Here is a 24907-nt window from a genome sequence, read left to right on the forward strand (position 1 = left end):
ATACAAAACGACAGTCTAACAAATATAGGCTGTCGTTTTTATTATACTTCGTCGTTATTATGAAGAATCAGGACATTTCTTGTCGTTTATCTACGTCTTTTTCTTCTCTTACCATTATCTCTAATGATAGTCATATTGGTCTTTGGTTGTTTTTGATGTCTGCTCATGAATCGATGTCTGAATAAAAGTATCTCACTTGATTTACTTCTTATAAACATAATCAAACAAATAACCGCAAGAACTATAAGAATTACTAATCCGATTTTTGGATAGTCAACTTGTATATATTCTTTACCGCTTCCACCATTTTCTACAGGAATATTATCGAATGGATAGCTTCCGGCTGTTTCTGCGTTTGTAAATATCAGATTTGCATATCCTACAGACTTATCTGCATATGAGTATTGTAGCTGGCCTATAACTGACGAATCTTCTGAATCAGAATAAGGAACTACTGTTGAGGTTACATCTAATATGCTGGCTGTCTTTGGAATAACGATTATTCCATCTTCATCTACTTTTATTAATTCACTGTTTTCACTAAGGATTCCTGTTACATTAACATCATCCTCTGATATTGAAGCAAAATCCGCTACTGCGTATTTGCTAAAGTTGTCAAAACAATACTCAAACAGGTTTGTTGTATCAGTATACTCATCTGTGGTTGTATCTTTCATTACAACACACACAAGTGTCATTCCATCTTTCTTTGCATATGTAACAAGTGTTGCGCCTGCCACTACAGTATATCCCGTTTTACCACCTAGACAATACTCATACAAATACTGATTTGTCTTGTAGTAATGAAGCATTTGATGGTGGTTATTAAGTGGCGTTGGATCTGAATGCTTATTTGTAGCTGGGATTGTGTAGTTCTTTGTTCCAACTATTTCTGCAAACTTTGGAATCTTGTATGCCGCTCTTGAAATCAACGCCATGTCATAAGCACTTGTATAATGCTCTTCATCAGGAAGACCATTAGAATTGTTGAAGTGAGTGTTCTTGCAGCCTAGCTCCTTGGCTTTGGCGTTCATCATATCAACGAAGCTATCCATATCACCAGCAACATGCTCGCCTAATGCGTATGCACACTCATTTGCTGATTCTAGCATCATTCCATAGAGCGTCTGCTCAACAGTCATTTCCTCTCCAACATCTCTGGCGATACTGGAAGAACCAAGCTCTGTACCATATACCGCTTCTGCAGAAAATGTGACTGTCTCATCCAAATCGCAGTTTTCCAATACGATAAGGGCAGTCATTATTTTTGTGATACTAGCAGGATAATGTACATCATCCATATTCTTAGAATATAGGATTGTTCCTGTTTCCTCTTCCATTACAATGGCTGATTCCGCCACTACATCAACTCCACTAGGCCAATAATCTGCAGCCTCGGCCTGGATTGATTTCATTGTAAATATACTATTAGCAATAAAAATAAAGGCTAATGCCTTTGCAAGTTTTCTTTTTATATTCATACTCTTTTTCCTTTACGACTATTTAGTATAACTTCTCTATTTAGTCTGTTGCAATACTAATCTTACGATTTTTATGTTATAATCCATTTTGATTTTATTTTTGGAGGTTATTATGAGATTAAGAAATATCCCAGGAGCTGATGAGGTTGTTGCAAATAGTCCTTATTGCATTCAGAATCCTACAAAGCTCAAGGGCTCATATAAAAAAGAAGTATTTGGCAATGACAATCCTATTCATATTGAAATCGGAATGGGTAAAGGACAGTTTATCACTACTCTTGCAAAAGAGAACCCTGATATCAACTATATAGGTATCGAAAGATATACTTCTGTTTTACTTAGAGCCGTTCAGAAGGTGCAGGATGAAGAAATTCCTAATCTTCGCTTTATCTGTTTTGATGCTGCTGAGATACTTGATATCTTTGCTTGCCATGAAGTAGATAGAATTTATCTTAACTTCAGCGATCCATGGCCAAAGGACAGACATGCAAAGCGTCGCCTTACATCTTCTACTTTCTTAAACAGATATAATTCAATTCTTTCTAAAGAAGGACATATTGAATTCAAAACTGACAACAGAGATTTATTTGATTTTTCTGTAGAAGAAATAGACAATCATCCTTTATGGAAACTTGATGCTGTAACTTACGATTTACATAATGATGAGACTATGAACGCCGGCAATATTATGACTGAATATGAAGAAAAGTTTTCTAGTAAAGGAAATCCAATTTGTAAGCTCATTACAAGTAGATAATAGTAAAGCCTTGATTATTACAATCAAGGCTTTTATTTTATATATTTTTTAGATATAAAAAAACCACCGAAGAAACTTCGATGGTCAAATGCGCGATCAGGGGTTCGAACCCTGGACACCCTGATTAAGAGTCAGGTGCTCTGCCAGCTGAGCTAATCGCGCTCATTTATTTGTTATTGCCTCAGCAACGAATATAAGTATATAGCCTGATTAACATTTTTGCAAGTCTTTTTTTTATTTTTTTTCGTTTTTTAACAACTTTTTTTACTATAGTTATCTGAAAATTCCAACACACTTATTTTTTATAATTTATTGATTATAAAAATAACAATACCTGCCTCTGATTTGAGACAGGTATCTTAATTTTATATATTTGCAAATAGCTTTTCTATTTCTTCAGGACTCATTACCCTATTAGGATCAGTTAAATCTATTCCTACATCTGGAATAACTATTGAATCATCTTCTGGTTCTGGCTCAGGCTCTGGCTCCGGTTCAGGTTCCGGCTCTGGTTCCTCTTCTGGAATATCTCCAACCTCTTCTAACAGAGCATCCAAGTTTGCACCTATGTCGTCTACTGGAGCTTCTTCAGCTGCAGGTTCTTCTACAACCGGCTCCTCGGCTGGGATTTCTTCAGCTACTGGTTCCTCTGGTACTACTTCTTCAACTGGAGCTTCCTCTACTATTGGCTCCTCTGGAATTACTTCTTCCACTGAAGCTTCCTCTGCCACTGGCTCTTCTTCTACAACAGCGTCTAAATCAAGGCCTAAGTCTTCTACCGGCTCTTCTACTTCTGGAAGTTCCTCTATCGGAGCTTCTTCTTCAACCACTGCATCCAAATCAAGACCTAAATCATCAACTGGTTCTTCAGCTTCTGGCAATTCCTCTACTGGAATTTCCTCTTCCACTGAAGGTTCTTCTACTATAGCATCTAAATCAAGACCAAGGTCTTCAACTGGCTCTTCTGTAGATTCTTCTTCGATTACAGCGTCTAAGTCAAGGCCTACATCCTCAATTGGTTCTTCTGTTGGTATTTCTTCAGCAGGGGGTTCTTCCACTGGAGCTTCTTCTACTACTGGTTCTTCTAATGGAACTTCCTCAACCATTGGTTCTTCCATAACTGACTCTGGTTCAGGTTCAGGTGCTACTGCAGGTTCAGGCATTACTGGCATCACTGGAGGTGGTGTCATCTGCATCTGCATAGGCTGAGCCATAACAGGAATTCCATTTTGAATTTTACCTTCGATATTTGATATCTGTGATGTAAGTGCTGCTATCTTTTGCTGTATATCAAGGTTTGTTTCTTTTAATAAAGTTTGCTGTTTTTCAAGAATCTGGCTGTTACTGTTTTCAAGCTTTTCCTGGATATTTACCAACTGATTGATCAACTCATCATTTGAATTCATCAATGCATCTGTATTTTCCTTGCTTCGTGAAATAGTAACCTTTGCTACTGCTTTCTGTGCATTTATGATATCTTCTGCAGGTAAAGCACTATTTTCCTCAATTGCTCGAAGTCTTTGATCCATTTCATCAAAGCTTTTCTTTATGACGAGATACGATGCCTTTTGTGCATTGTAAATTTCCTCATACTTTTCCTGCTCCATGTTCTTTTGTTTAAGAGATATATCTAACATGGCACTTATAAGGAAAAACAAAGCAACTATCATCAGAAGTATTCCTACCGCCATAGCCATAAAATTGCTTTTGAAATTTATCATGATATAAAACTCCATGATAATTAACACAGCAAGTGCTATGCTGGATAGAATAATCTGAATCTTATCCTTGGCTATTTCTGTTTGAATTTTCTTTGTGTTCTCGTCCATTGTGCCCCCTAGTTAATCCTTTTTTTCAAATAGAGATACCATATCCTTCGCAAACGAAATAGGATACAGCTGTACCATAACTGAATCTATTATCGTTCCTATTTTTAAATCAAATGTTATTTTGACAAAATCTATTTCAGGTGATTCAAATAATCTCTCGAATATTTTTACGCTTTCTACGTCGATATTATCTGTTTTTGGTGGTGAAATATCTACTACTCTATTCAGTAGCTGTGACATTGAGCTTGCTGCACTTCCCATCATCTGATTCATAGCTTCTGAAACAGCTGAAAGCTGAAGCTCGCCAATTTCACCACTTGTATTTGTTCCATCGCCACCCATCATAAGGTCAGCGATTATTTTTACATCATTTTCTTTTAGGATTAATACGTTACTTCCTGATAATCCCTTAATATAATTTATATGTACCAACACGCAAACATTGTGATAGTCATCAAGCGATTCGCTTTTACGAATTAATTCAATTTTGGGTGTTGTGATATCTACCTTTAAATTATTTAATAATGCACTCAGAGATGTTGCAGATGAACCCATGCTGATGTTCGCAATTTCTCCAAGAGTATCCTGTTGCTCTTTAGTTAAACTTAAATCTGCCATACACTACCGTCCTCCTCTAATTTATTTTCCCCCTTTTCCTAGAATTGTGTTATTCCTCTATATTATACAATATACAATTCTCCATACAAAGGTATTTTACCCCAAAGTTGCGAATTTTGTGTGGACAAAGTGTTATATTTCCTAATTAAAAAAAGGAGCCTATTTCATAGACTCCTTCCAATCATGTTCGAGATGGGATTCGAACCCACGGCCTTCCGCTTAGGAGGCGGACGCTCTATCCAGCTGAGCTACTCAAACTCGACAACTATTTGATTTTAATCTAAAGCTTAAGAAAAATCAACAGTTCCCTGTAGCCAAATAGTGCCTTTAAAACGGCGTCCTATTGTAGGTTCTCCATATAAATTATTCTTGTTTATGCACACTTCAAGAACTACATCGTTACTTTCTACTACAAGCAGATATAATTCCTCCATTGTGAGATGATTTACAACAGATTTAACATCAAGAATGTCACCCATAATCTCGTATTTGTCATTCTCTATTCCATATGGCATAAAGAAACTTGTAACAACACTCAAGATATCTTCTCGAGAAACTCTTCTTGTAATACGCTGATATAAATCAATTTCATCCATTGTAAGGCTTTCAAGAGCTTCTTCATTTCCCTCTCTAGCCTGCTCTACAAGATCAATGCGTTTCTTGTTATTCATTTTCTCCTTTATACGACTTTTTTCATTATCGTAAAGAGGAAGAATAACTTTTCCCTCCAAAGATAATGCTGCCAATCTAATATCACGCTTAACACCTTTACCGTTGGTGGTATTTCTTCTGAGATACTCTCCCATGTTTTGGAGATGAAAAATAAGATTAACACCTAATCTTAATTCATCCACCATAACATGATAGCATTCTTTATCAGATTGCTTTATTACATCTACCTCGTTATTAGATGATATACTCTCACCAAGATAAGTTGGATAATAGTAATCTAAAATAAATTCATCTTTATCGTTATAGATTCCACGCAAAACAAGTCCAACATTGTCTGCCACCATATATCTAAGCTCAACAAACTGATTACCTTCGAAATCTATTGCAGACTCCTGGTAATCAGGTCGAAGAATTATTTCTTGAATAAGATTTTCTAGTGTTTCTTTATTAAGTTTACTAAATCCAATTGCTGGTAAAAATTTATGCATCATATACCGTCCATTAAACATTTAAAGCCTGATTGAGAGCCTGCTCCTCTTCCTCTGCAAGTTGAATTATAGAGTTACCATCTATAATCTCCTTAACATAGGTATAGCAACCCTCTCTTGAGTGCATTGCATTAATGATATAACCAGAGTTCTTTTCATTAAGCATGCAAAGTGAAAAGCTAAGCTTTCCACCCATCTCGTTAAATGCATCGTATTTAACAAGACCAATTTTTTGGAAGCAATCCTTCATGTTCTTGAAGATTGCATCAATATTTCTTTCATTGCTAGCATTTGCTTCGATAAGCTCATCTACCTGCTCTAATCTGTAAACAAGTGTATCCTCTAATGATTTTGCATCGCTGCCCTGCATAAAGATTTTATATCTCTTCTTAAGCTTATGCATTTGCACGATAAATACAATTAAAAGTATTGTCATTATCAGAACTAGTGCTGCAAGTCCTATTACAATGTAGTCTGTACTAATTCCAAGATATTGTTCTATCATTATTATTTCTCCAATCGAACATATGTTTATTTTATAGATTCAAGCAAATCTACGATTCTGTTAAGCTCATCCTGAGAATAATACTCGATTTCAAGCTTTCCTGATTTATTATCTTTTGCATTGATAAATACTTTTGTACCAAGTACTCCCTTAAGCTTTTCCTGAGTCTGCTGATATACTGCAGCAAGCTGAGGATCAAGACCAGCAGCCTTAGATTTTTTATCAGCCTTATCATTTAAGAGCTTCTTTACCTCACGCTCTACATCACGAACTGACATTTTTTCGTCGAATGCTCTCTCAGCGAATTCATACTGCTTATCTAAATCAGTAATTGCAAGCATTGCTCTAGCATGACCTGTAGTAAGCTTATCATCTACAATCATATCCTGAACACGCTTATCAAGCTTTAATAATCTAAGAGCATTTGTAATAGTAGTACGACTCTTTGAAACTCGCTCTGCTACTTCATCCTGCTTAAGCTTGAACTCATCAATAAGTCTTGCAAAAGCCATAGCTTCTTCAATTGGATTTAACTGCTCACGCTGAATATTATCAATGAGAGAAATCTCTACGAATTCCTGCTCACTAAGATTCATAATGATTACTGGTACTTTCTTAAGACCAGCAATTCTAGCAGCTCTCCATCTACGCTCGCCACCTATTAACTCATAATATGAACCTCTATCCTGAACAAGAAGTGGATTGATGATTCCGTGTATTTTAATATTTTCTGCTAAATCTTGAAGCTTATCTTCATCAAAGTTTTTTCTAGGCTGTAGTTTATTTGGTTCAACCTTATCAATTTCTACTTCAACAGGTGCACCGTGCTGCTCTGGGTTTGCTACTACTACACCCTCGTTCTTATTAACAATAAGGGAATCAAGTCCCTTACCTAATCCTCCCTTTTTAGCTGCCATAATTATAAATCCTTTCTTCCAATGATTTCTTTTGCAAGATTACGATAGCTTTCTGCACCAGCAGACTTCTCATCATATAAATTAATTGGAAGTCCATGAGATGGAGCTTCAGCAAGTCTTACATTTCTAGGAATGATTGTCTGATATACTGTTGCATTAAGATTATTCTTAACTGTATCAACAACATCAGAAGAAAGATTTGTTCTCTTATCGTACATTGTAAATACAACGCCATCAATCTTAAGCTTTGAATTAAGTCTCTGCTGTACAAGATCGATTGTGTGAATCAACTGGCTAATACCTTCAAGTGCGTAATACTCACACTGAATTGGTACAAGTACGGAGTCAGCTGTTGTCATAGCATTAATAGTTAACATATTCAAAGATGGTGGACAATCAATGATTACATAATCGAAGTCATCCTTTACATAGTCAACTGCATTTCTAAGAATATATTCCTTTTCATTAATACCAAGAAGCTCAATCTCCGCTCCGGCCAAGTCTACATTTGAAGGAATAATAGTAAGGTTTGGAATATTTTCAACCTTATACATACATTCTTTAATACTACATTGATCAAGAACTAAATCATAAACAGTATTCTCACATTCGTCCTTATCAAGACCAAGTCCACTTGTTGCATTTCCCTGTGGATCAGTGTCTATAACAAGAACCTTTTTTCCTGCTTCAGCTAAACATGCTGAAAGATTAATACTTGTAGTAGTTTTACCAACTCCACCCTTCTGGTTAGCTATTGCAATTACTCTCTTCATTTATTGTCTCCCTCTTTTATAGTTTAGTATTTAATTTTGTGAACAGTAAAATTATATCATTCCAATATATTCAATTCTACCAAGAATTTCTGTTTTGGTTTACGATATATGGATGTTTATTTACTAGATATTGATTAATTATATCTGTTTTAGAAATGTTTCACGTGAAACATTATTGTTAAAAATAGCAATATATAGAAGTTGATTCAAAAATCCTTATACTATATTTTGTGTTTATAATGCTAATAAATAGAAAATGTTTCACGTGAAACATTTTCTATATTTAGTTTTGGTAACTATTTTATAGTGTAGAAATTAATTTTTCTAATTCAATTTTTGCTCTATAAGGGTCCAAAACTATAATATCTTTAATAGATAGAAGCTGATTTTTAAAACTATCATCAATACTATTGTTAATAGTAGTTTGATTGTTATTAGTATCAGATGGTCTATTTATAACAGCAGTATTGTTTATTAAAGCATTAAGTTCTACTAATCTGCTATCATAAAACTTCATTTGCTTAGTTTTATTACTCATTTGTGATTCTAACTCAGAAAGAATTTGACGTATTTCTGCTGCCTTTTCATTATTTTTGGCATTAATATCTCTAGGAGTAAACTCAACAAAATAAGATTCATTAGATTCTTCTAATACATTAAGAAACTTTTTTTCTTCTTTTATCTTAGTTTCTAATAAATCCATATCTTCTTTTAGTTGTATTTTTTCAGAAATAAGTTCTTCCTGATATTTTTTTAGGAAGTCATTTACCATAAACCATCCCCCATATTAATGTTTCATGTGAAAATATTACTTTAAAGGTTCCTTACTAGGAGTACCAGCTTTTCTAGGATAAGCCTTAGGTGTAGATTTTTTCTTATCAATAATAATAAATGATCTACTAATATCAGTATCAGGTAGAGAAAAATAAACTGGTTCTTCCATAGAGCCACCTAATTTTTGAATAGCATTTCCAGATAAAGATACCTCTTCTTTTATATCACCTGATTTGAAACTAATAAAATATCCATTCAGTTTTACCAAAGGTAAACAATACTCAGATAAAGTACTAATATTAGCAACGGCTCTAGAAACAACTAAATCAAACTGTTCTCTGTATAGTTTGTTTCTACCAGCCTCTTCTGCTCTTGCATGAATAAGAGTAACATTCTTTAATCCTAATGCATCTACTACTTCCTGTAAAAACTTGATACGTTTATTTAATGAATCGATTAAAGTAAATTGAATATTAGGATAAGCTATAGCCATAGGTATACCTGGGAAACCTGCTCCTGTTCCAAGGTCACATACAGTATTAATGTTTGATGGCATAATTTTACCTATAGATAAACTATCTGCAAAATGCTTTACAATAACTTCATCAAACTCTGTAATAGCAGTAAGATTCATTACCTTATTTTTTTCAACTAACATTTCATAGAATAAATCTAGTTGATTTATTTGCTTGTCATCTAAAGTAAGATTCCAATCAATAATTGTATTCTTCAAATATGAATAATCTCTACTCATAAATCTCCTATAATAAAAAATTGTATTGTTTTGAGGGTATATAGAAGTACCCTTAAAACAGACCGATTATTTTTCTTTACTCTTATAAGTTTCCAAATAAACCAAAAGTACTGAGATATCTGCTGGACTTACACCAGATATTCTTGATGCCTGTCCAATGTTAGCTGGTCTAAGTTTTGTAAGTTTTTGACGAGCTTCAATTCGTAAACTAGAAACATCATCATAATCGATATCTGAAGGAATCATCTTTGACTCAAGCTTTTTGAACTGAGCAACTTGCTTAGCCTGTCTTGTAAGATATCCTTCATACTTAATGTAAATATTAACTTCCTCTCTTACCTCATCAGAAAGCTCTGGTCTATCTGGATCAATAGGAGCAAGCTTGTCATAATCAAGCTCTGGACGTCTAATCAAATCTACTAGCTTAATACCATTTGAAAGAGGAATACTTCCATATGATTCAAGTAGATTTTGAACTTCTTTTCTAGCACCAATATTAATTTCTTTAACTCGAGCAACCTCTTCTTCGATTTGACGCTCTTTTTCTACCACATGATCATAGCGATTTTTAGGTAATAAACCAACCTCGTAACCGATTTTAGAGAGGCGTAAATCTGCATTATCCTGTCTAAGTAGTAGTCTATACTCTGCTCTTGATGTCATCATACGATATGGCTCTTTAGTTTCCTTAGTAACAAGGTCGTCTATAAGAACGCCAATATACGAATTTGATCTATCAAGAATCATTGGCTCTTTTCCAAGTAATTTTAACGCTGCATTAATACCTGCAACTAATCCCTGAGCTGCAGCTTCTTCGTAACCGCTACTTCCATTAAACTGACCAGCAGCAAAAAGACCATCAATATCTTTAAACTCAAGTGATGCTTTTAGCTGAGTAGCTTTAATACAATCATACTCTATCGCATATGCGTTACGAACAATTTTACAATTTTCAAGACCAGGAACTGTATGGTACATAGCGTACTGAACATCCTCTGGCATTGATGAACTCATACCACCAATATACATCTCATTTGTATTAAGACCTTCTGGCTCAACAAATAATTGATGTCTATTTTTATCAGCAAAACGAACCACCTTATCTTCGATACTTGGACAATATCTTGGACCAGTTCCTTCAATTACACCTGAATACATTGGTGATCTATCAAGATTAGCTCTAATAATTTCATGAGTCTTTTCGTTAGTATAAGTAAGATAACATGGAACCTGATCTATCTGAACATCTTCTCTATTGGTACTAAATGAAAATGGAACTACAGGATTATCACCAAGCTGGATTTCCATCTTAGAATAATCAATAGAACGACTATCAACTCTTGCCGGAGTACCAGTTTTAAAGCGGTTCATTTCTACATTATTATCCAATAATGACTGAGTTAAATGGTTAGCTGCCTTTAAACCGTTAGGGCCAGTATGTTCAATTACATCTCCGTATAAACATCTAGCTCTAAGATATGTACCTGTACATATTACTACTGCTCTCGCATGATAAATTGCTCCAGATAAAGTCTTAACACCTGCAACCTTTTTGCCATCCATAATTAATTCGGTAACTTCAGCTTGTCTAAGTGTAAGATTATCTGTATCTTGCATTGTCTTTCTCATTCTAAGAGAATAGGCACTCTTATCAGCCTGAGCTCTGAGTGAATGTACTGCAGGTCCCTTAGAAGAATTGAGCATCTTTGATTGAATAAAAGTATGATCAATATTGATACCCATCTGTCCACCAAGTGCATCTAACTCTCTAACAAGATGACCTTTTGAACTACCACCAATATTTGGATTGCATGGCATTAAAGCAACTGAATCCATGCTTACAGTAAAACAAATTGTATTTAATCCCATTCGAGCAGATGCAAGAGCTGCTTCACAACCAGCATGACCTGCACCTATAACAACTACATCATAGGATTCTTCAACTACAGACATAAATAACTCCTTCTATTTCTTATAATCGGGCAAAGCCCTCCTGACACTCGAAATCATCGCAAAGCTCGATTTCAAGTGTCATTTTCCCATACAAAATTCTGAGAAAATTTTATTAGCTAAATCATCATCTATTGTTTCACCAGTAATTTCACCTAAATAACTATAGGCATCCATCAAATCAATAGAAAAGAAATCTTCTGGCATCATATTATCGATACTAGAAAGTACATTTTCCAAACTACTCTTTGCATTAGAAAGACAAGCTGCTTGACGAGAGTTTGTAATGTATAAAGTATCATCACTGCGAACCTCACCACTAAAGAACATATCAGTAATAGTAGATTCAAGTGTCTTAAGTCCATCAAGGCTTACTGACGAGAATGAAATAACGCATTTATTATATTTATTGTATATTTCTTCCTCGCTAATTACCGTTGATAGGTCAGATTTGTTTAGTAATATAATAACTTTTTTATCCAAAATCTTATTGATAATGAACTCATCATTTTCATCAAGCGGTCTTGATGAATCCAATACAAATAAAATTAAATCTGCATCATCAATAGAATCGATAGCTTTATCAACACCAATTTTCTCTACGACATCATCTGTCTCACGAATACCAGCTGTATCAATGATATTTAAACTAACACCATTGATAGTAATCTGCTCTTCCAAAGTATCACGAGTGGTGCCAGGAATATCTGTAACAATTGCTCTCTCTCTTCTTGATAAAGTATTGAGCAAAGAAGATTTTCCTGCATTTGGTTTTCCAAGAATAAGAGTATTGATACCTTCTTTTAAAATATGACCAGAATTAAATGAATCTATTAATCCATCAACAGTATCAATAATTCCTTCAACCTTACCTTTAAGTTCTTCCGGATAGCCTGTTAAATCATAATGTTCTGGGTCATCTAATGCTGATTCAATATAAGCAGTTTCATATAAAATCTTATCGCGTAAATCAACAATGATTTTATTTAATGATCCAGAAAGCTGCTTAATAGAATTTTTCATAGCAAGCTCTGAATTTGAAGAAATCAAATCCATAATAGATTCTGCTTCTGATAAATCTATACGTCCGTTCAAAAATGCTCTCTTTGTAAACTCACCTGGCTCTGCAATACGAGCTCCAGCTTTAACCAAAAGAGATAAAACTTTTTTAAGGACTAAAATACCACCATGACAATCTATTTCAACAACATCTTCAGTCGTATAACTACGAGGAGCTTTCATGATTAGTACAAGTACTTCATCTATTATCTCATCACCAGAATAAATATGACCATATTGAATTGTATGACTATCGCAATCTTTTAATTTATTCTTACCACGGAAAATAGTATCTACTATAGAAATAGAATCTTCTCCACTAACACGGATTATTCCTATTCCAGAACTATTCATAGATGTAGCGATTGCAGCAATAGTATCTGACTGGTACAAATCAAACCTCCATAAAAATTATAAATATAATTTTAAATAACACTTAATTATAAAATACTATTTAAAATGATATTTATCTAGATTCTTTTAAAAACAAAGAGAAGGGTTAGTCCAATTTAAAAGACTAACCCTAAAAAAATCAAAAATTATTTCTTAAGAGTAATAACTACATAACGATATGGCTCTTCGCCCTCTGAATGAGTAGTAACATTATTATCGTTCTGAAGTGCAGAATGAATAATGCGTCTCTCATAAGGATTCATAGCTTCAAGAGTAACTGACTTCTTTGTTCTCTTAACTTTGCTTGCCATATTTCTTGCAAGATTCTCAAGAGTTTCTTTTCTACGACGTCTGTAATCTTCAGTATCGATTTTTACTCTAGTATAATTTTCTGATGAACGATTAACTGCAAGGTTTGTAAGATACTGAAGTGAATCAAGTGTCTGTCCACGCTTACCAATTAAAACACCCATCTCTGGACCAGCTAAATCAATTGAAAGAGTTTTATCTTCTTCATCAAATGACATTGAAATATTAACTTCAAGCTGCATTGCTTCAAAAACTCCATCAAGGAATTCCTTAGCAACTTCCTTTGGATCTTCATCTGCAGAAATTACAACTTTAATAATTGCATCCTTTGAACCGATTCCAAGGAAACCTGTACTTCCCTCTTCAATAACTTCGTATTTAATCTGATCAGATGTAACACCTAAACTAACAGTAGCATTAGTAAGTGCATCATCAACAGTTTTACCTGTAAATTCTTTGAATTCCAAGATTATTGCCCCCTTACTTATTATTTTGTTCATTGAAATCTTTTACAAGATTTGCTTTTGCAGCAAGAGAATTAGCATTAGCTTTTGCTCTTAACTCGTTAGCTGCATTAAGTGCTTCTTCATTATTTTTTACAAGGTTTGCCTTGTCAGCCATAGAAGAAGACTTTGTAGACATGCGAGCTGCTTCGTAAATCTGAGCCTGGCGAATACCACGCTTTTCAGCCTTTGCAGATGCTTTATCTTTATTCTTTTCAATAATACTTTCAAGATCAATCTTCTCAAAATGCTTATTTAAGAAGTACTGCTGTGTAATACGAACTACACCACCGACGATCCAGTAGAATACAAGACCAACAGGAACAGTGAAACCAATGAAAAGTGACATTAAAGGCATCATAAGATTCATTGTCTTCATCTGCTGTGCCATCTGATCTGACTGACCTTCAGTGTTTGTAGGCATAAGCTTAATTGTAGCAAGCTGTGAAAGATATGAAAGAAGTGGAATCATTAAAGCTGCAATGATTAATCCAAAATCTTTTCCAGCCCAACCAGTCTTAACAAGGTTAAGTGGTGTATCAGAAATATTTAAAATGAATAAATAGTTGATTTGCTCAAGCTTTGCAACAACAGAATCGATTGATGAAGATAAGCTTGGGAACTTGTCTGTGACCTCAGCCCATCCTGAAGCAGGAAGCTTATACAAAACATCAACGATAAAGTTAGAAACAGCATCAGGATCTGCAGATGCAAATTCAGGTGTCTGCTGTAATCTGATTCCAGATTCATCGTAAATAGTCTGCATTGTAGTAGCAAAACCATCAGTAGCAACAATACCGTTAACTAATTCTGTAAAAATGTTCTTAACAGAACCAATATAAGCAGGTACATTATAGAAAACTCTATAAAGTGCAAAAAGAATAGGCATCTGAATTAACATATAAACACAGCTACCAGTAGGTGAAATGCCGTACTTATCATATAAAGCCTGTGTCTCTTCCTGCTGCTTTTGCATAGTTGCCTGGTCTCTAGAACCTTTGTACTTATCCTGAATAGCCTTCATCTCAGGCTGCATCTTACGAGTAAGTACTGCAAACTTCTGCTGTTTGTATGTAATAGGAAACATACAAACATAAATAAGAATAGTAAAAACAAGGATTGTAAGAGCTATGTTTTCAACACCTAAACCAGCGAGAAAAACATAAATCTTATCCATAATCCATCCTAAAACCTTAGCAATAGGTCCAAGGATAGATCCACCGTAAGCGGTAAGAAATAAATCGCTCAATGTAAAACCTCCAGTTACTATGGAACCGGATCAAATCCACCATGAGAAAAAGGATTACATCTGATAATTCTCCAAAGAGCTAATCCACCGCCTTTAATAGCACCATACTTTTGAACTGCCTCAAGGCCATAGCAAGAGCATGTCGGATAATAAGGACACTTGGTAGTTTTCATTGGAGAAATATATTTTTGATAAAACCTAATTAAAAATATAAATATCTTCTTCAACATAATAGAAACGACGATTCCATTTATTTTCGAGTTACCCTGTGAAGATTTGCAAGATGAAGTAAAGATTTTTGTATTTCATCAAAAGTTGCAGATGCACTGGCTTCTCTTGCAACGACTACAATGTCCAAACCACTATTGAACATCTCTTCATTAAGTCTATAACTTTCTCTTATCAGTCTCGTCAAATGATGTCGTACTACTGAATTTCCAACCTTTTTACTAACAGAAATTCCAATTCGATTTCGATCTGTATTATTATGGTAGATATACATTACAAGCTGTCGATTAGCTTTAGACACACCTCTTCTGTATACAGTTGTGAAGTCTTTATTCTTTTTTAGAGATTCACTAAATTCCATAACAAAAATTTTCCTTAAAATAGAAAGAAAGACCACATGGTCTGTGGCCTAAGCTGATAATTTCTTTCTTCCTTTTGCACGTCTTGAAGCAAGAACCTTACGTCCGCCTGCTGTGCTCATTCTAGATCTAAATCCATGAACTTTGGATCTCTGTCTCTTTTTTGGTTGATATGTCATCTTCATAATATATCCACCTCCTCTTTATGAGAAAACATCAGTTGAAATTATATAAGGAAAAGCCCATAAAGTCAATAATAAAAAGCATTATTATAATAATGAAAGAATGTGGATAACTAAAAAACACAAGATATAAATGAAATCTAAAATAAACAATACTAAATGTAGTATAAAATCGTAAAAAAAAATTTATTATTTATCTACAGCCTGTGGATAACCATGTGGATAAAATAGTAATAATTAACATTTTTCCACAAAAAACAGAAAAATATATGAATTTTAAAGGCTAAAATTGTGGAAAACTCTCTTCTATGACTGTGGATAACTCACAATATCAATTTTAAACGCTCAAATTCAAAAAATAAGCCATTTTAGGCTTTAAACTACCCCCTACACGTTTTTACACTAATTATTGAATAAAAGCCGTATTTAGGGTAGAATATAAAATAGTTTAAATGTGGATAAAAGGGAAATTATATGGAAGAACTTGTTAAAAAATGGGATGAAATCCTAGACTACTTAAAAAATGAGTATAAAGTCACTGATGTTTCTTATGATTCTTGGCTTAAACCTCTAGAATTATTTCAAATAGAAGATAACAAATTATATATCATCTATAACGGTGATCAAAACAGTATGACACTTGGTTATGTAACCAGAAAGTTTACTACTCCACTTCGTATCACAATCGCAGAACTTACTGGAATTCAATATGATGACATCTTAGTTATATCTCAAGACAATGCAAACCAAATCAAAAAAGAAAAAAATATTGAACACATTAAAATAGAAGAAACACCTTCTTTTGAAGAAAAAAGAATGGGAAATTCTACTATTAATCCTAAGTTTACTTTTGATAATTTTGTCGTTGGTAGAAATAATAGATTTGCTCAAACTGCAGCTCTTGCAGTTGCTGAATCACCAGGAGAATTTTACAACCCACTATATATCTACGGTGGACCAGGTCTTGGTAAAACTCACTTAATGCAAGCTATTGGTAATTACATCGAAAATCAAAATCCAAACACTCACATATTATATGTAACATCAGAAGAATTTACTAACGAGGTTATTGAAAACCTTAGAACAAACAATAATGCTACTGCTATGCAACGCTTCCGCGATAAATATCGTACAGTAGATGTTTTAATGGTAGATGATATTCAGTTTATTATAGGAAAAGAATCTACACAGGAAGAATTTTTCCATACATTCAATGCTTTACATGCAATGGGTAAACAAATTGTTATTTCATCTGATAAACCTCCTAAGGATATGGAAACATTAGATGATCGTTTCAAATCAAGATTCGATATGGGTCTTATGGCAGATATTGGATATCCAGATTATGAAACACGTATGGCCATTCTTAATAAAAAGATTGAAGAAAAGAACTTTAATCTTGATGAATCAATCAGAAAATATATTGCAGAAAACATTCAATCAAACATTAGAGAAATCGAAGGAGCTCTTAATAAGCTTATTGCTTTCTCAAGACTTGAAAAGATTGATATTACTATGGATATAGCAGAGAGAGAATTACAAAACTTCATCTCTCCTAATGTTTCAAGAGAAATTACTCCGCAGCTTATAATAGAAGTTGTTGCTGAGCATTTTAATATTACAGTTGATCAAATGGCATCTAAAAACCGCTCTAGTTCAGTAGTTAGACCTAGACAAATTGCCATGTATTTATGTAACACAATGACAGATTCATCTTTACAGGCAATTGGTCTTCTTCTTGGAGGGAGAGATCATTCAACAATCATTCACGGTGCTAATAAAATCGAGGATGAAATTGATAAAGATGAAAATACAAGAAACCTTGTAGAAACAATTAAGAAAAAGATTAATCCTAATTAATGTTAATAACTTGTTGATAACCCTTTGGATAAATTGTTAAAACCATGTTTATTACATCACATAACGGTTAATATTTGAAAATTTAGACACTTTTTATTCACAATTTATCCATAAATTATCAATACTTAATTCACAGTTTTTCATGAGTTATTAATTCATGTTTTACGTATAAATACTGGTGTTTCACAGTTATATACAAATCAACAACCTATAAGAATAATACTTAGAATAAAATTATTTATTTTTTATGTTTAAGAAAGGGAGCGTATCAAATGAAAATTACTTGTCAAAAAGCTGACCTTGTTAAAGGAGTAAATATTGTATCAAAGGCAGTGCCAACCAGAACTACAATGGCAATACTTGAATGTATTCTTATTGATGCTTCATCTGGTGAAATCAAACTCACTGCTAATGATATGGAAATAGGAATTGAAACTATTGTTAATGGAAACATTTTAGAAAGAGGTATCATTGCTCTTGATGCTAAAAAGTTTTCTGAGATTGTAAGAAAGCTTCCTGAAAATGAAGTTACTATAGAAACAGATTCTTCATTTAAAACATCTATCACATGTGAAAAAGCTAAATTTGATATTGTAGGAAAATCTGGAGAAGACTTTTCTTATATTCCTGTAATTCCTAGAAATCAGCCAATCGTTTTATCACAGCTTACATTAAGAGATATCATCAGACAGACAATCTTCTCTGTTGCTGATAATGATAATAATAAAATGATGACTGGTGAGCTTATTGAAATTAAAGATAATAAGCTTAAAGTTGTAGCACTTGATGGTCATAGAGTTTCAATTAGAAACGTAGAATTAAAGAACGATGCACCTGATGTAAAGGTTGTAGTTCCAAAGAAGACACTTAATGAAATCGTTAAAATCATTGATGGTGGTATTGATGATGAAGTAAATATTTTTGTTACTGATAACCACATTATTTTTGAATTTGATCAGACTACTGTTGTATCTCGTATTATTGAAGGTGAGTACTTCAAAATTGAGCAGATGCTTTCAGCTGATTATGAAACAAAAATCAAAATCAATAAAAGAGAATTCTTTGATTGTATTGATAGAGCAACTATTCTTGTTAACGAAGGTGACAAGAAGCCAATTATTGTTAATGCAACAAACAACACAATGTCACTTTCTATTTCATCATTCATTGGATCAATGAACGAAGATATTGATATTGTAAAAGAGGGAAAAGATATCATGATTGGATTTAATCCAAAGTTTGTTATCGATGCCCTTAAGGTAATAGACGATGAAGAAATAAATCTTTACATGTTAAATGCAAAGAGCCCATGTTTCATCAAGGATGACAATGGTTCATTTATTTACATCGTTCTTCCTGTAAACTTTAATAATCCAGGAGCAAACTAATGGAAACTATTCAAATTAGAGATGAATTTATAAAACTTGGCCAGCTTCTTAAGCTTGCAAATCTTGTTGAATCAGGTGCGATGGCAAAGGAAGTTATTGAGGAAGGTCTTGTTAAATATAATGGCGAAGTAGAAACTCGTCGAGGCAAAAAAATTTATCCTGGCGATGTTGTTGAATTTAATGGAGAAAGCGTAACAGTTACTAATGATAATTAAATCCATTGAACTTAAGAATTTTAGAAATTATGAATCACTTAATATAAATTTTGATGATCATACTACTATTCTTTATGGAGATAATGCTCAAGGTAAAACAAATATATTAGAGGCTGCTTATTTAAGTGGCACAACAAAATCCCATAAGGGAAGTCGTGACAAAGAAATAATAAAGTTTGATACTGATGAAAGTCATATCAAAACAATTGTTGTAAAAAACGAAAGGGAATATCAAATCGATATTCACCTTAAGAAAAACAAATCAAAAGGAATTGCTATTAATAGGGTTCCAATAAAAAAAGCAGCCGAATTATTTGGACTTATAAATATTATTTTCTTTTCTCCTGAGGACTTAAACATCATAAAAAATGGTCCTTCAGAAAGAAGAAAATTTATGGATGCTGAGCTTTGCCAAATTGATAAAATCTACCTTTCAGATTTAACAAATTATAACAAAGCTCTAAATCAAAGAAATGCTCTTCTTAAAGAGATGATTTATAAGCCTGAATTAAAAGAAACTTTAAGCTTATGGGATGAACAACTAATATCCTATGGCAAAAAGATAATCACAAGACGTCAGCAATTTATTAATGATATCAACATTATTGTCAAAGATATCCACTCAAAGATTACTTCTGGCAAGGAAAACATTGAAGTAACCTATGATCCAAATATTGAGGACATATTTTTCCTTGATGAATTAGTAAAAAACAAAGAAAAAGATATGAGGTTTTGCCAAACTTCTGTTGGTCCTCATAGGGACGATATCAAAATTACTGTTGATGGAATTGATATTAGAAAATATGGAAGTCAAGGACAGCAGCGTACCTGCGCTCTCTCGCTGAAGCTTTCAGAAATAAAATTAGTTGAAAATACAATAAACGATAAACCAATATTACTTTTAGATGATGTATTATCTGAGCTTGATAAAAATCGTCAAAGTGATTTGCTTGATAATTTAATTGATACACAAACTATCATTACCTGTACAGGTCTTGATGAATTTGTAAAAAATAGATTTATGCTAAACACAGTTTATAAAGTAACAGATGGTTCTATAGAATTAATAACGGAGGAACACAGGTGAGTAAGGAAGTAAATCAGGAGTACGGTGCAGACCAAATACAGATTTTGGAAGGACTTGAAGCAGTTCGTAAGCGTCCTGGTATGTATATTGGATCTACATCTGAAAGAGGTCTTCATCATTTAGTATATGAGATAGTTGATAATGCTGTAGATGAAGCACTTGCTGGATTTTGTACTCATATTCAAGTAACAATTAATCCTGACAATTCGATTACAGTAGTCGATGATGGCCGAGGAATTCCTACAGGAATTAACAGTAAGGCAGGTATCCCTGCGGTAGAGGTTGTATTTACCGTGCTTCATGCCGGAGGAAAGTTCGGCGGTGGCGGATACAAGGTATCAGGTGGACTTCACGGTGTAGGTGCTTCAGTTGTTAATGCCCTTTCAAATTGGGTTGAAGTAGAAATCAAGCGTGAAGGAAAAATCTTTAAGCAGAGATATGAGCGTGGAAAGACAATGTATCCTCTTAAAGAAATTGGAACATGTCCTGTTGAAGAGACTGGAACAAAAGTAACATTCCTTCCAGATGATACAATTTTTGAAACAACAATTTTTGATTATAAAACACTTAAAGTTAGACTTCGTGAGACTGCGTTCCTTACAAAGGGACTCAGAATCACTCTTACAGATACAAGAGGTGATGAGCCACACGAAGAAAGCTTCCACTACGAAGGTGGTATCAAGGAATTTGTTCAGTATATCAACCGTGGAAACGAAGCACTTTACGATGAGGTAATTTATTGCGAAGGTACAAAGGACAATATCTATGTTGAGGTTGCTATGCAGCACAATGATGGATATCAGGATCAGGCCTACAGTTATGTAAATAACATCGTAACTCCAGAAGGTGGTACACATCTTACTGGTTTCAGAGGTGCTCTTACAAAAGTATTTAATAAATATGCTAGAGATTACAAGATTTTAAAGGATTCTGATCCACAGCTTGATGGTGATGATATTAGAGAAGGTCTTACAGCTATTATTTCTATCAAGATTGAAGAGCCTCAGTTTGAAGGTCAGACAAAGCAAAAGCTTGGAAACTCAGAAGCTCGTGGAGCTGTTGATGCAATCGTATCAGAACAGCTTACATGGTTCCTTGAGCAGAATCCTACAATTGCTAAAAATATCTGCGAAAAATCGCTGCTTGCGCAGCGAGCAAGAGAAGCAGCTAGAAAGGCTCGTGATCTTACTCGTAGAAAGACAGCTCTTGAAGGAATGTCACTTCCTGGAAAGCTTGCAGATTGCTCAGACAAAGATCCAAAGAACTGCGAAATCTTTATCGTAGAGGGTGATTCCGCTGGTGGTTCAGCAAAAACAGCTCGTAGCCGTGCAACACAGGCTATTTTGCCACTTCGTGGAAAAATTCTTAACGTAGAAAAAGCTCGTGAAGATAGAATTTACAGCAATGCCGAAATCAAGGCAATGATTACAGCATTCGGTACTGGTATTCACGAAGACTTTGATATTTCAAAGCTTCGTTATCACAAAATCATTATCATGACTGATGCCGATGTTGATGGTGCTCACATTGCAACACTTATGCTTACATTCCTTTACAGATTTATGCCAGAGCTTATTAAGCAGGGCTATGTATATCTTGCTACTCCTCCACTTTACAAGTTGGAGAAAAACAAAAAGGTTTGGTATGCATATTCTGATGAAGAATTAAATCAGATTCTTACAGAAGTTGGCCGTGACAGCTCAAACAAGATTCAGCGATACAAAGGACTTGGTGAGATGGATGCTGAGCAGCTTTGGGAAACAACAATGGATCCTGAAAAGAGAATTCTTAAGCGTGTAGTTATTGATGATGAAGATGCTTCTGAAATCAATGTTACATTCTCTACTCTTATGGGTGACAAGGTTGAGCCAAGACGTGAATTCATCGAGGCTAACGCTAAATACGTACAGAACTTAGATATCTAATCGTAAAAAATTTTCGGGGCAAGCCCCGATAGCAAAGACGAAGGAAAAATATGGACGACAAAATTTTTGATAATATTCATGATGTTGATCTGAAACAAACAATGGAAACCTCATACATCGATTATGCCATGAGTGTAATTGCCTCACGTGCTCTTCCAGATGTAAGAGATGGTCTTAAGCCAGTACAGCGAAGAGTTCTCTTCTCTATGATTGAGCTTAATAATGGTCCCGACAAGCCACACAGAAAATGTGCTCGTATTGTCGGTGATACAATGGGTAAGTATCACCCTCATGGTGATAGTTCTATTTATGGCGCACTTGTCAACATGGCACAGGAATGGAACACACGTTATCCACTGGTAGATGGCCATGGTAACTTCGGTTCTGTGGATGGCGATGGCGCCGCTGCCATGCGATACACTGAGGCCCGTCTCTCAAAGATTTCCATGACAATGTTTGGTATCAACTACAAGGATGAAAAGTTCACCCTTGGTAAAGATATTGACATGGATGGCGTAGACTTCATGCCAAACTTTGATGAGACTGAAAAAGAGCCAACAGTTCTTCCAGCCCGCTACCCTAACCTACTTGTTAATGGTACAACTGGTATCGCCGTTGGTATGGCTACAAACATTCCACCACACAATCTTCGTGAAGTAATTGGTGCTGTTAATAAAATCATCGACAATCAAATCGAGGAAGATAGAGATACAGAAATCGATGAGCTTCTTGATATTGTAAAGGGACCAGATTTCCCTACAGGTGGTGTAATTCTTGGAAAGGCTGGAATTGAAGAAGCATACCGTACAGGTCGTGCTAAAATCAGAGTTCGTGCCGTTTCAGAAATCGAACCAATGGACAACGGTAAAAACAGAATTGTTGTTACTGAGCTTCCATACATGGTAAACAAAGCTCGTCTTATTGAAAAAATTGCAGAGCTTCACAAAGATAAGAGAATCGACGGAATCACTGATCTTCGTGATGAGTCATCTCGTGAAGGTATGAGAATCTGTATCGAGCTTAGACGTGATGTAAATCCTAACATCATTTTAAATCAGCTTTATAAGCACACTCAGCTTCAGGATACTTTCGGTGTTATCATGCTCGCACTTGTTGATAATCAGCCAAAGATTCTTAGTCTTAAGGAAATGCTTGTACATTACCTTAATCATCAGAAGGATGTTGTTACTCGTCGTACAAAGTACGAGCTCAACAAAGCTGAGGAACGTGCTCACATATTAGAGGGATTACTTATTGCCCTTGATAATATCGATGAAGTAATTCAGATTATCCGTAGTTCAGCTGATGTAGCAACAGCAAAGGCTACATTGATGGAACGCTTTGGTCTTTCAGATGCTCAGGCTCAGGCCATTGTTGATATGCGTCTCCGTGCTCTTACAGGTTTGGAAAGAGACAAGATTCAGCAGGAATACAATGAATTACAGGTATTAATCGGAAAATTGAAGGCTATTCTCTCAGATGAAAAGGTACTTCTTTCAGTAATCAAAACTGAAATTACAGAAATCGCTGATAAATATGGCGATGATAGACGTACATCAATCGGATTTGATGAGTACGATATCAATATGGAGGATATGATTCCTGTTACTAATACAGTTGTTACATTCACAAAGCTTGGATATATCAAGCGTATGAATGAGGATAACTTCAAGACTCAGCATAGAGGTGGTAAGGGAATCAAGGGAATGGATACAATTGATGACGATTACGTTGTTGAAATGCTTATGATGTCATCCCATGACTATCTCCTCTTCTTTACAAATAAGGGTCGAGTATACAGAATCAAAGCATACGAGATTCCAGAAAGCAGCAGAACAAGCCGAGGTATAGCAGTAGTAAATATCCTTCAGCTTCAGCCAGATGAAAAGGTAACTGCTATGATTCCTGTTGAGGATTACAGCGAAGATAAATACTTATTCATGGCAACTGCAGATGGATTTGTTAAGAAGACAAAGATAACTGAATACGAGAATATTCGAAAGAATGGTCTTACAGCAATTACACTTCGTGATGATGATATGCTTATTGAGGTTAAGCTTACAGATGGCGATGAAGATGTAATTATGGTTACAAAATATGGTCAGGCAATACGCTTTAGCGAGACTGAGGTTCGTCCAACAGGTCGTGCAACAATGGGTGTTATCGGTATGAACCTTGCAGCAGATGATATGATTATTGGAATGCAGCTTATATCTCAGGGTGAAAGCCTTATGACTGTATCAGAAAATGGTCTTGGTAAATGTACTCTTATGACTGAGTTCAACACAATCCACCGTGGTGGTAAGGGTGTTAAGTGTTACAAGATTACAGAAAAGACTGGTAACCTTATCGGAGCAAAGGCAGTAGAAAAAGATGATGAAGTAATGCTCATTAATGATGCAGGTACAATCATCAGAATCAATGTTGCCGGTACTGCTCTTCTTAGCAGAATTACATCAGGTGTAAAATTAATCGACTTAAAAGAAAATACTAAGTTAATTAGTATTGCAAAAGTTAGAAAAAGTGATACAATACTTGCGGAAGAGGTTGAAGAATTAAATGAAGGTTCAACAACCGAATCATAAAAGTGTGTAATAGCAATGGGGCTGTTATTTTAAAAATAGCAGCCCTT

23 protein-coding genes and 2 tRNA genes are annotated in these 24907 nt (G+C 34.6%); 7 read left to right on the forward strand and 18 right to left on the reverse strand.

Annotated elements, in window-relative coordinates; genetic code table 11:
- Positions 1-86: 86 nt before the first annotated feature.
- Positions 87-1481, reverse strand: a complete 1395-nt coding sequence (locus T375_RS12690; protein WP_049960442.1) for a D-alanyl-D-alanine carboxypeptidase family protein — start codon at positions 1479-1481, stop codon at positions 87-89.
- Between the two features lie 112 nt (positions 1482-1593).
- Between T375_RS12690 and trmB the strand changes: the two genes are divergently transcribed.
- The gene (gene trmB / locus T375_RS12695; RefSeq protein WP_033152503.1) at positions 1594-2238 is read left to right on the forward strand and encodes a tRNA (guanosine(46)-N7)-methyltransferase TrmB; all 645 of its coding nucleotides are present in this window, start codon (positions 1594-1596) and stop codon (positions 2236-2238) included.
- A gap of 89 nt (positions 2239-2327) precedes the next feature.
- On the opposite strand, the gene T375_RS12700 is transcribed toward trmB, so the two are convergent.
- From T375_RS12700 to rpmH, 17 genes are all read right to left on the reverse strand, one after another.
- Positions 2328-2400, reverse strand: a tRNA-Lys gene (locus T375_RS12700).
- A 203-nt stretch (positions 2401-2603) separates the two neighbouring features.
- Entirely contained in the window at positions 2604-4067 is a 1464-nt protein-coding gene (locus T375_RS12705; protein ID WP_044939237.1) for an ABC transporter permease, read from the reverse strand.
- 12 nt (positions 4068-4079) lie between these two features.
- Entirely contained in the window at positions 4080-4685 is a 606-nt protein-coding gene (fliY, locus tag T375_RS12710; RefSeq protein WP_044939240.1) for a flagellar motor switch phosphatase FliY, read from the reverse strand.
- A 184-nt stretch (positions 4686-4869) separates the two neighbouring features.
- A tRNA-Arg gene (locus T375_RS12715) sits at positions 4870-4943 on the reverse strand.
- Between the two features lie 29 nt (positions 4944-4972).
- On the reverse strand, positions 4973-5848 hold the full coding sequence (locus tag T375_RS12720) for a DUF3881 family protein (RefSeq protein ID WP_177175708.1): 876 nt from the start codon (positions 5846-5848) through the stop codon (positions 4973-4975).
- Positions 5849-5858: 10 nt separating this feature from the next.
- Positions 5859-6350, reverse strand: a complete 492-nt coding sequence (locus T375_RS12725) for a DUF4446 family protein (RefSeq protein WP_033152513.1) — start codon at positions 6348-6350, stop codon at positions 5859-5861.
- A gap of 26 nt (positions 6351-6376) precedes the next feature.
- Positions 6377-7267 carry a ParB/RepB/Spo0J family partition protein gene (locus tag T375_RS12730; RefSeq protein ID WP_033152514.1) on the reverse strand — a complete coding sequence of 297 codons (891 nt, stop codon included), beginning with the start codon at positions 7265-7267 and terminating at the stop codon, positions 6377-6379.
- A 2-nt stretch (positions 7268-7269) separates the two neighbouring features.
- Complete coding sequence (locus tag T375_RS12735; protein WP_033152516.1) at positions 7270-8040, reverse strand: ParA family protein; 771 nt, start codon at positions 8038-8040, stop codon at positions 7270-7272.
- 301 nt (positions 8041-8341) lie between these two features.
- Positions 8342-8812: a hypothetical protein gene (locus T375_RS12740; RefSeq protein WP_044939244.1), complete on the reverse strand. Its 471-nt coding sequence runs from the start codon at positions 8810-8812 to the stop codon at positions 8342-8344.
- Positions 8813-8848: 36 nt separating this feature from the next.
- Positions 8849-9568: a 16S rRNA (guanine(527)-N(7))-methyltransferase RsmG gene (gene rsmG / locus T375_RS12745; protein WP_044939247.1), complete on the reverse strand. Its 720-nt coding sequence runs from the start codon at positions 9566-9568 to the stop codon at positions 8849-8851.
- 66 nt (positions 9569-9634) lie between these two features.
- A complete protein-coding gene (mnmG, locus tag T375_RS12750; RefSeq protein WP_044939250.1) occupies positions 9635-11521 on the reverse strand; it encodes a tRNA uridine-5-carboxymethylaminomethyl(34) synthesis enzyme MnmG in 1887 nt (628 codons plus the stop codon).
- 78 nt (positions 11522-11599) lie between these two features.
- Positions 11600-12970: a tRNA uridine-5-carboxymethylaminomethyl(34) synthesis GTPase MnmE gene (mnmE, locus tag T375_RS12755; RefSeq protein ID WP_155952526.1), complete on the reverse strand. Its 1371-nt coding sequence runs from the start codon at positions 12968-12970 to the stop codon at positions 11600-11602.
- A 146-nt stretch (positions 12971-13116) separates the two neighbouring features.
- On the reverse strand, positions 13117-13746 hold the full coding sequence (gene jag / locus T375_RS12760; RefSeq protein WP_044939253.1) for an RNA-binding cell elongation regulator Jag/EloR: 630 nt from the start codon (positions 13744-13746) through the stop codon (positions 13117-13119).
- A gap of 13 nt (positions 13747-13759) precedes the next feature.
- Positions 13760-15031, reverse strand: a complete 1272-nt coding sequence (locus tag T375_RS12765; protein WP_044939256.1) for a YidC/Oxa1 family membrane protein insertase — start codon at positions 15029-15031, stop codon at positions 13760-13762.
- Between the two features lie 17 nt (positions 15032-15048).
- A complete protein-coding gene (gene yidD, locus T375_RS13480; RefSeq protein ID WP_081822058.1) occupies positions 15049-15261 on the reverse strand; it encodes a membrane protein insertion efficiency factor YidD in 213 nt (70 codons plus the stop codon).
- A gap of 20 nt (positions 15262-15281) precedes the next feature.
- Positions 15282-15620, reverse strand: coding sequence for a ribonuclease P protein component (gene rnpA, locus T375_RS12770; RefSeq protein ID WP_044939259.1), 339 nt, complete (start codon positions 15618-15620; stop codon positions 15282-15284).
- Between the two features lie 48 nt (positions 15621-15668).
- On the reverse strand, positions 15669-15803 hold the full coding sequence (gene rpmH / locus T375_RS12775; RefSeq protein WP_044939261.1) for a 50S ribosomal protein L34: 135 nt from the start codon (positions 15801-15803) through the stop codon (positions 15669-15671).
- 471 nt (positions 15804-16274) lie between these two features.
- Here rpmH and dnaA point away from each other — a divergent pair, with 471 nt between their 5' ends.
- The 6 genes from dnaA (at position 16275) to gyrA (ending at position 24860) form a co-directional block, all read left to right on the forward strand.
- Positions 16275-17660, forward strand: a complete 1386-nt coding sequence (gene dnaA / locus T375_RS12780) for a chromosomal replication initiator protein DnaA (RefSeq protein ID WP_033152525.1) — start codon at positions 16275-16277, stop codon at positions 17658-17660.
- 272 nt (positions 17661-17932) lie between these two features.
- On the forward strand, positions 17933-19048 hold the full coding sequence (dnaN, locus tag T375_RS12785) for a DNA polymerase III subunit beta (RefSeq protein ID WP_033152526.1): 1116 nt from the start codon (positions 17933-17935) through the stop codon (positions 19046-19048).
- On the forward strand, positions 19048-19263 hold the full coding sequence (yaaA, locus tag T375_RS12790) for a S4 domain-containing protein YaaA (protein WP_033152527.1): 216 nt from the start codon (positions 19048-19050) through the stop codon (positions 19261-19263). Before dnaN ends, yaaA begins: the two co-directional genes overlap by 1 nt.
- The gene (gene recF / locus T375_RS12795) at positions 19253-20350 is read left to right on the forward strand and encodes a DNA replication/repair protein RecF (protein ID WP_044939263.1); all 1098 of its coding nucleotides are present in this window, start codon (positions 19253-19255) and stop codon (positions 20348-20350) included. The genes yaaA and recF overlap by 11 nt, the downstream gene beginning before the upstream one ends.
- Positions 20347-22275: a DNA topoisomerase (ATP-hydrolyzing) subunit B gene (gene gyrB / locus T375_RS12800; protein WP_044939265.1), complete on the forward strand. Its 1929-nt coding sequence runs from the start codon at positions 20347-20349 to the stop codon at positions 22273-22275. Before recF ends, gyrB begins: the two co-directional genes overlap by 4 nt.
- A 50-nt stretch (positions 22276-22325) precedes the next feature.
- Positions 22326-24860 (forward strand): DNA gyrase subunit A, encoded by a 2535-nt coding sequence (gyrA, locus tag T375_RS12805; RefSeq protein ID WP_044939267.1) that lies wholly within the window; start codon positions 22326-22328, stop codon positions 24858-24860.
- The last annotated feature ends 47 nt before the right edge of the window (positions 24861-24907 follow it).

It is taken from the genome of Pseudobutyrivibrio sp. LB2011 (genome assembly GCF_000701765.1).
In the GTDB taxonomy this organism is placed as follows: Bacteria; Bacillota; Clostridia; order Lachnospirales; family Lachnospiraceae; genus Pseudobutyrivibrio; species Pseudobutyrivibrio ruminis.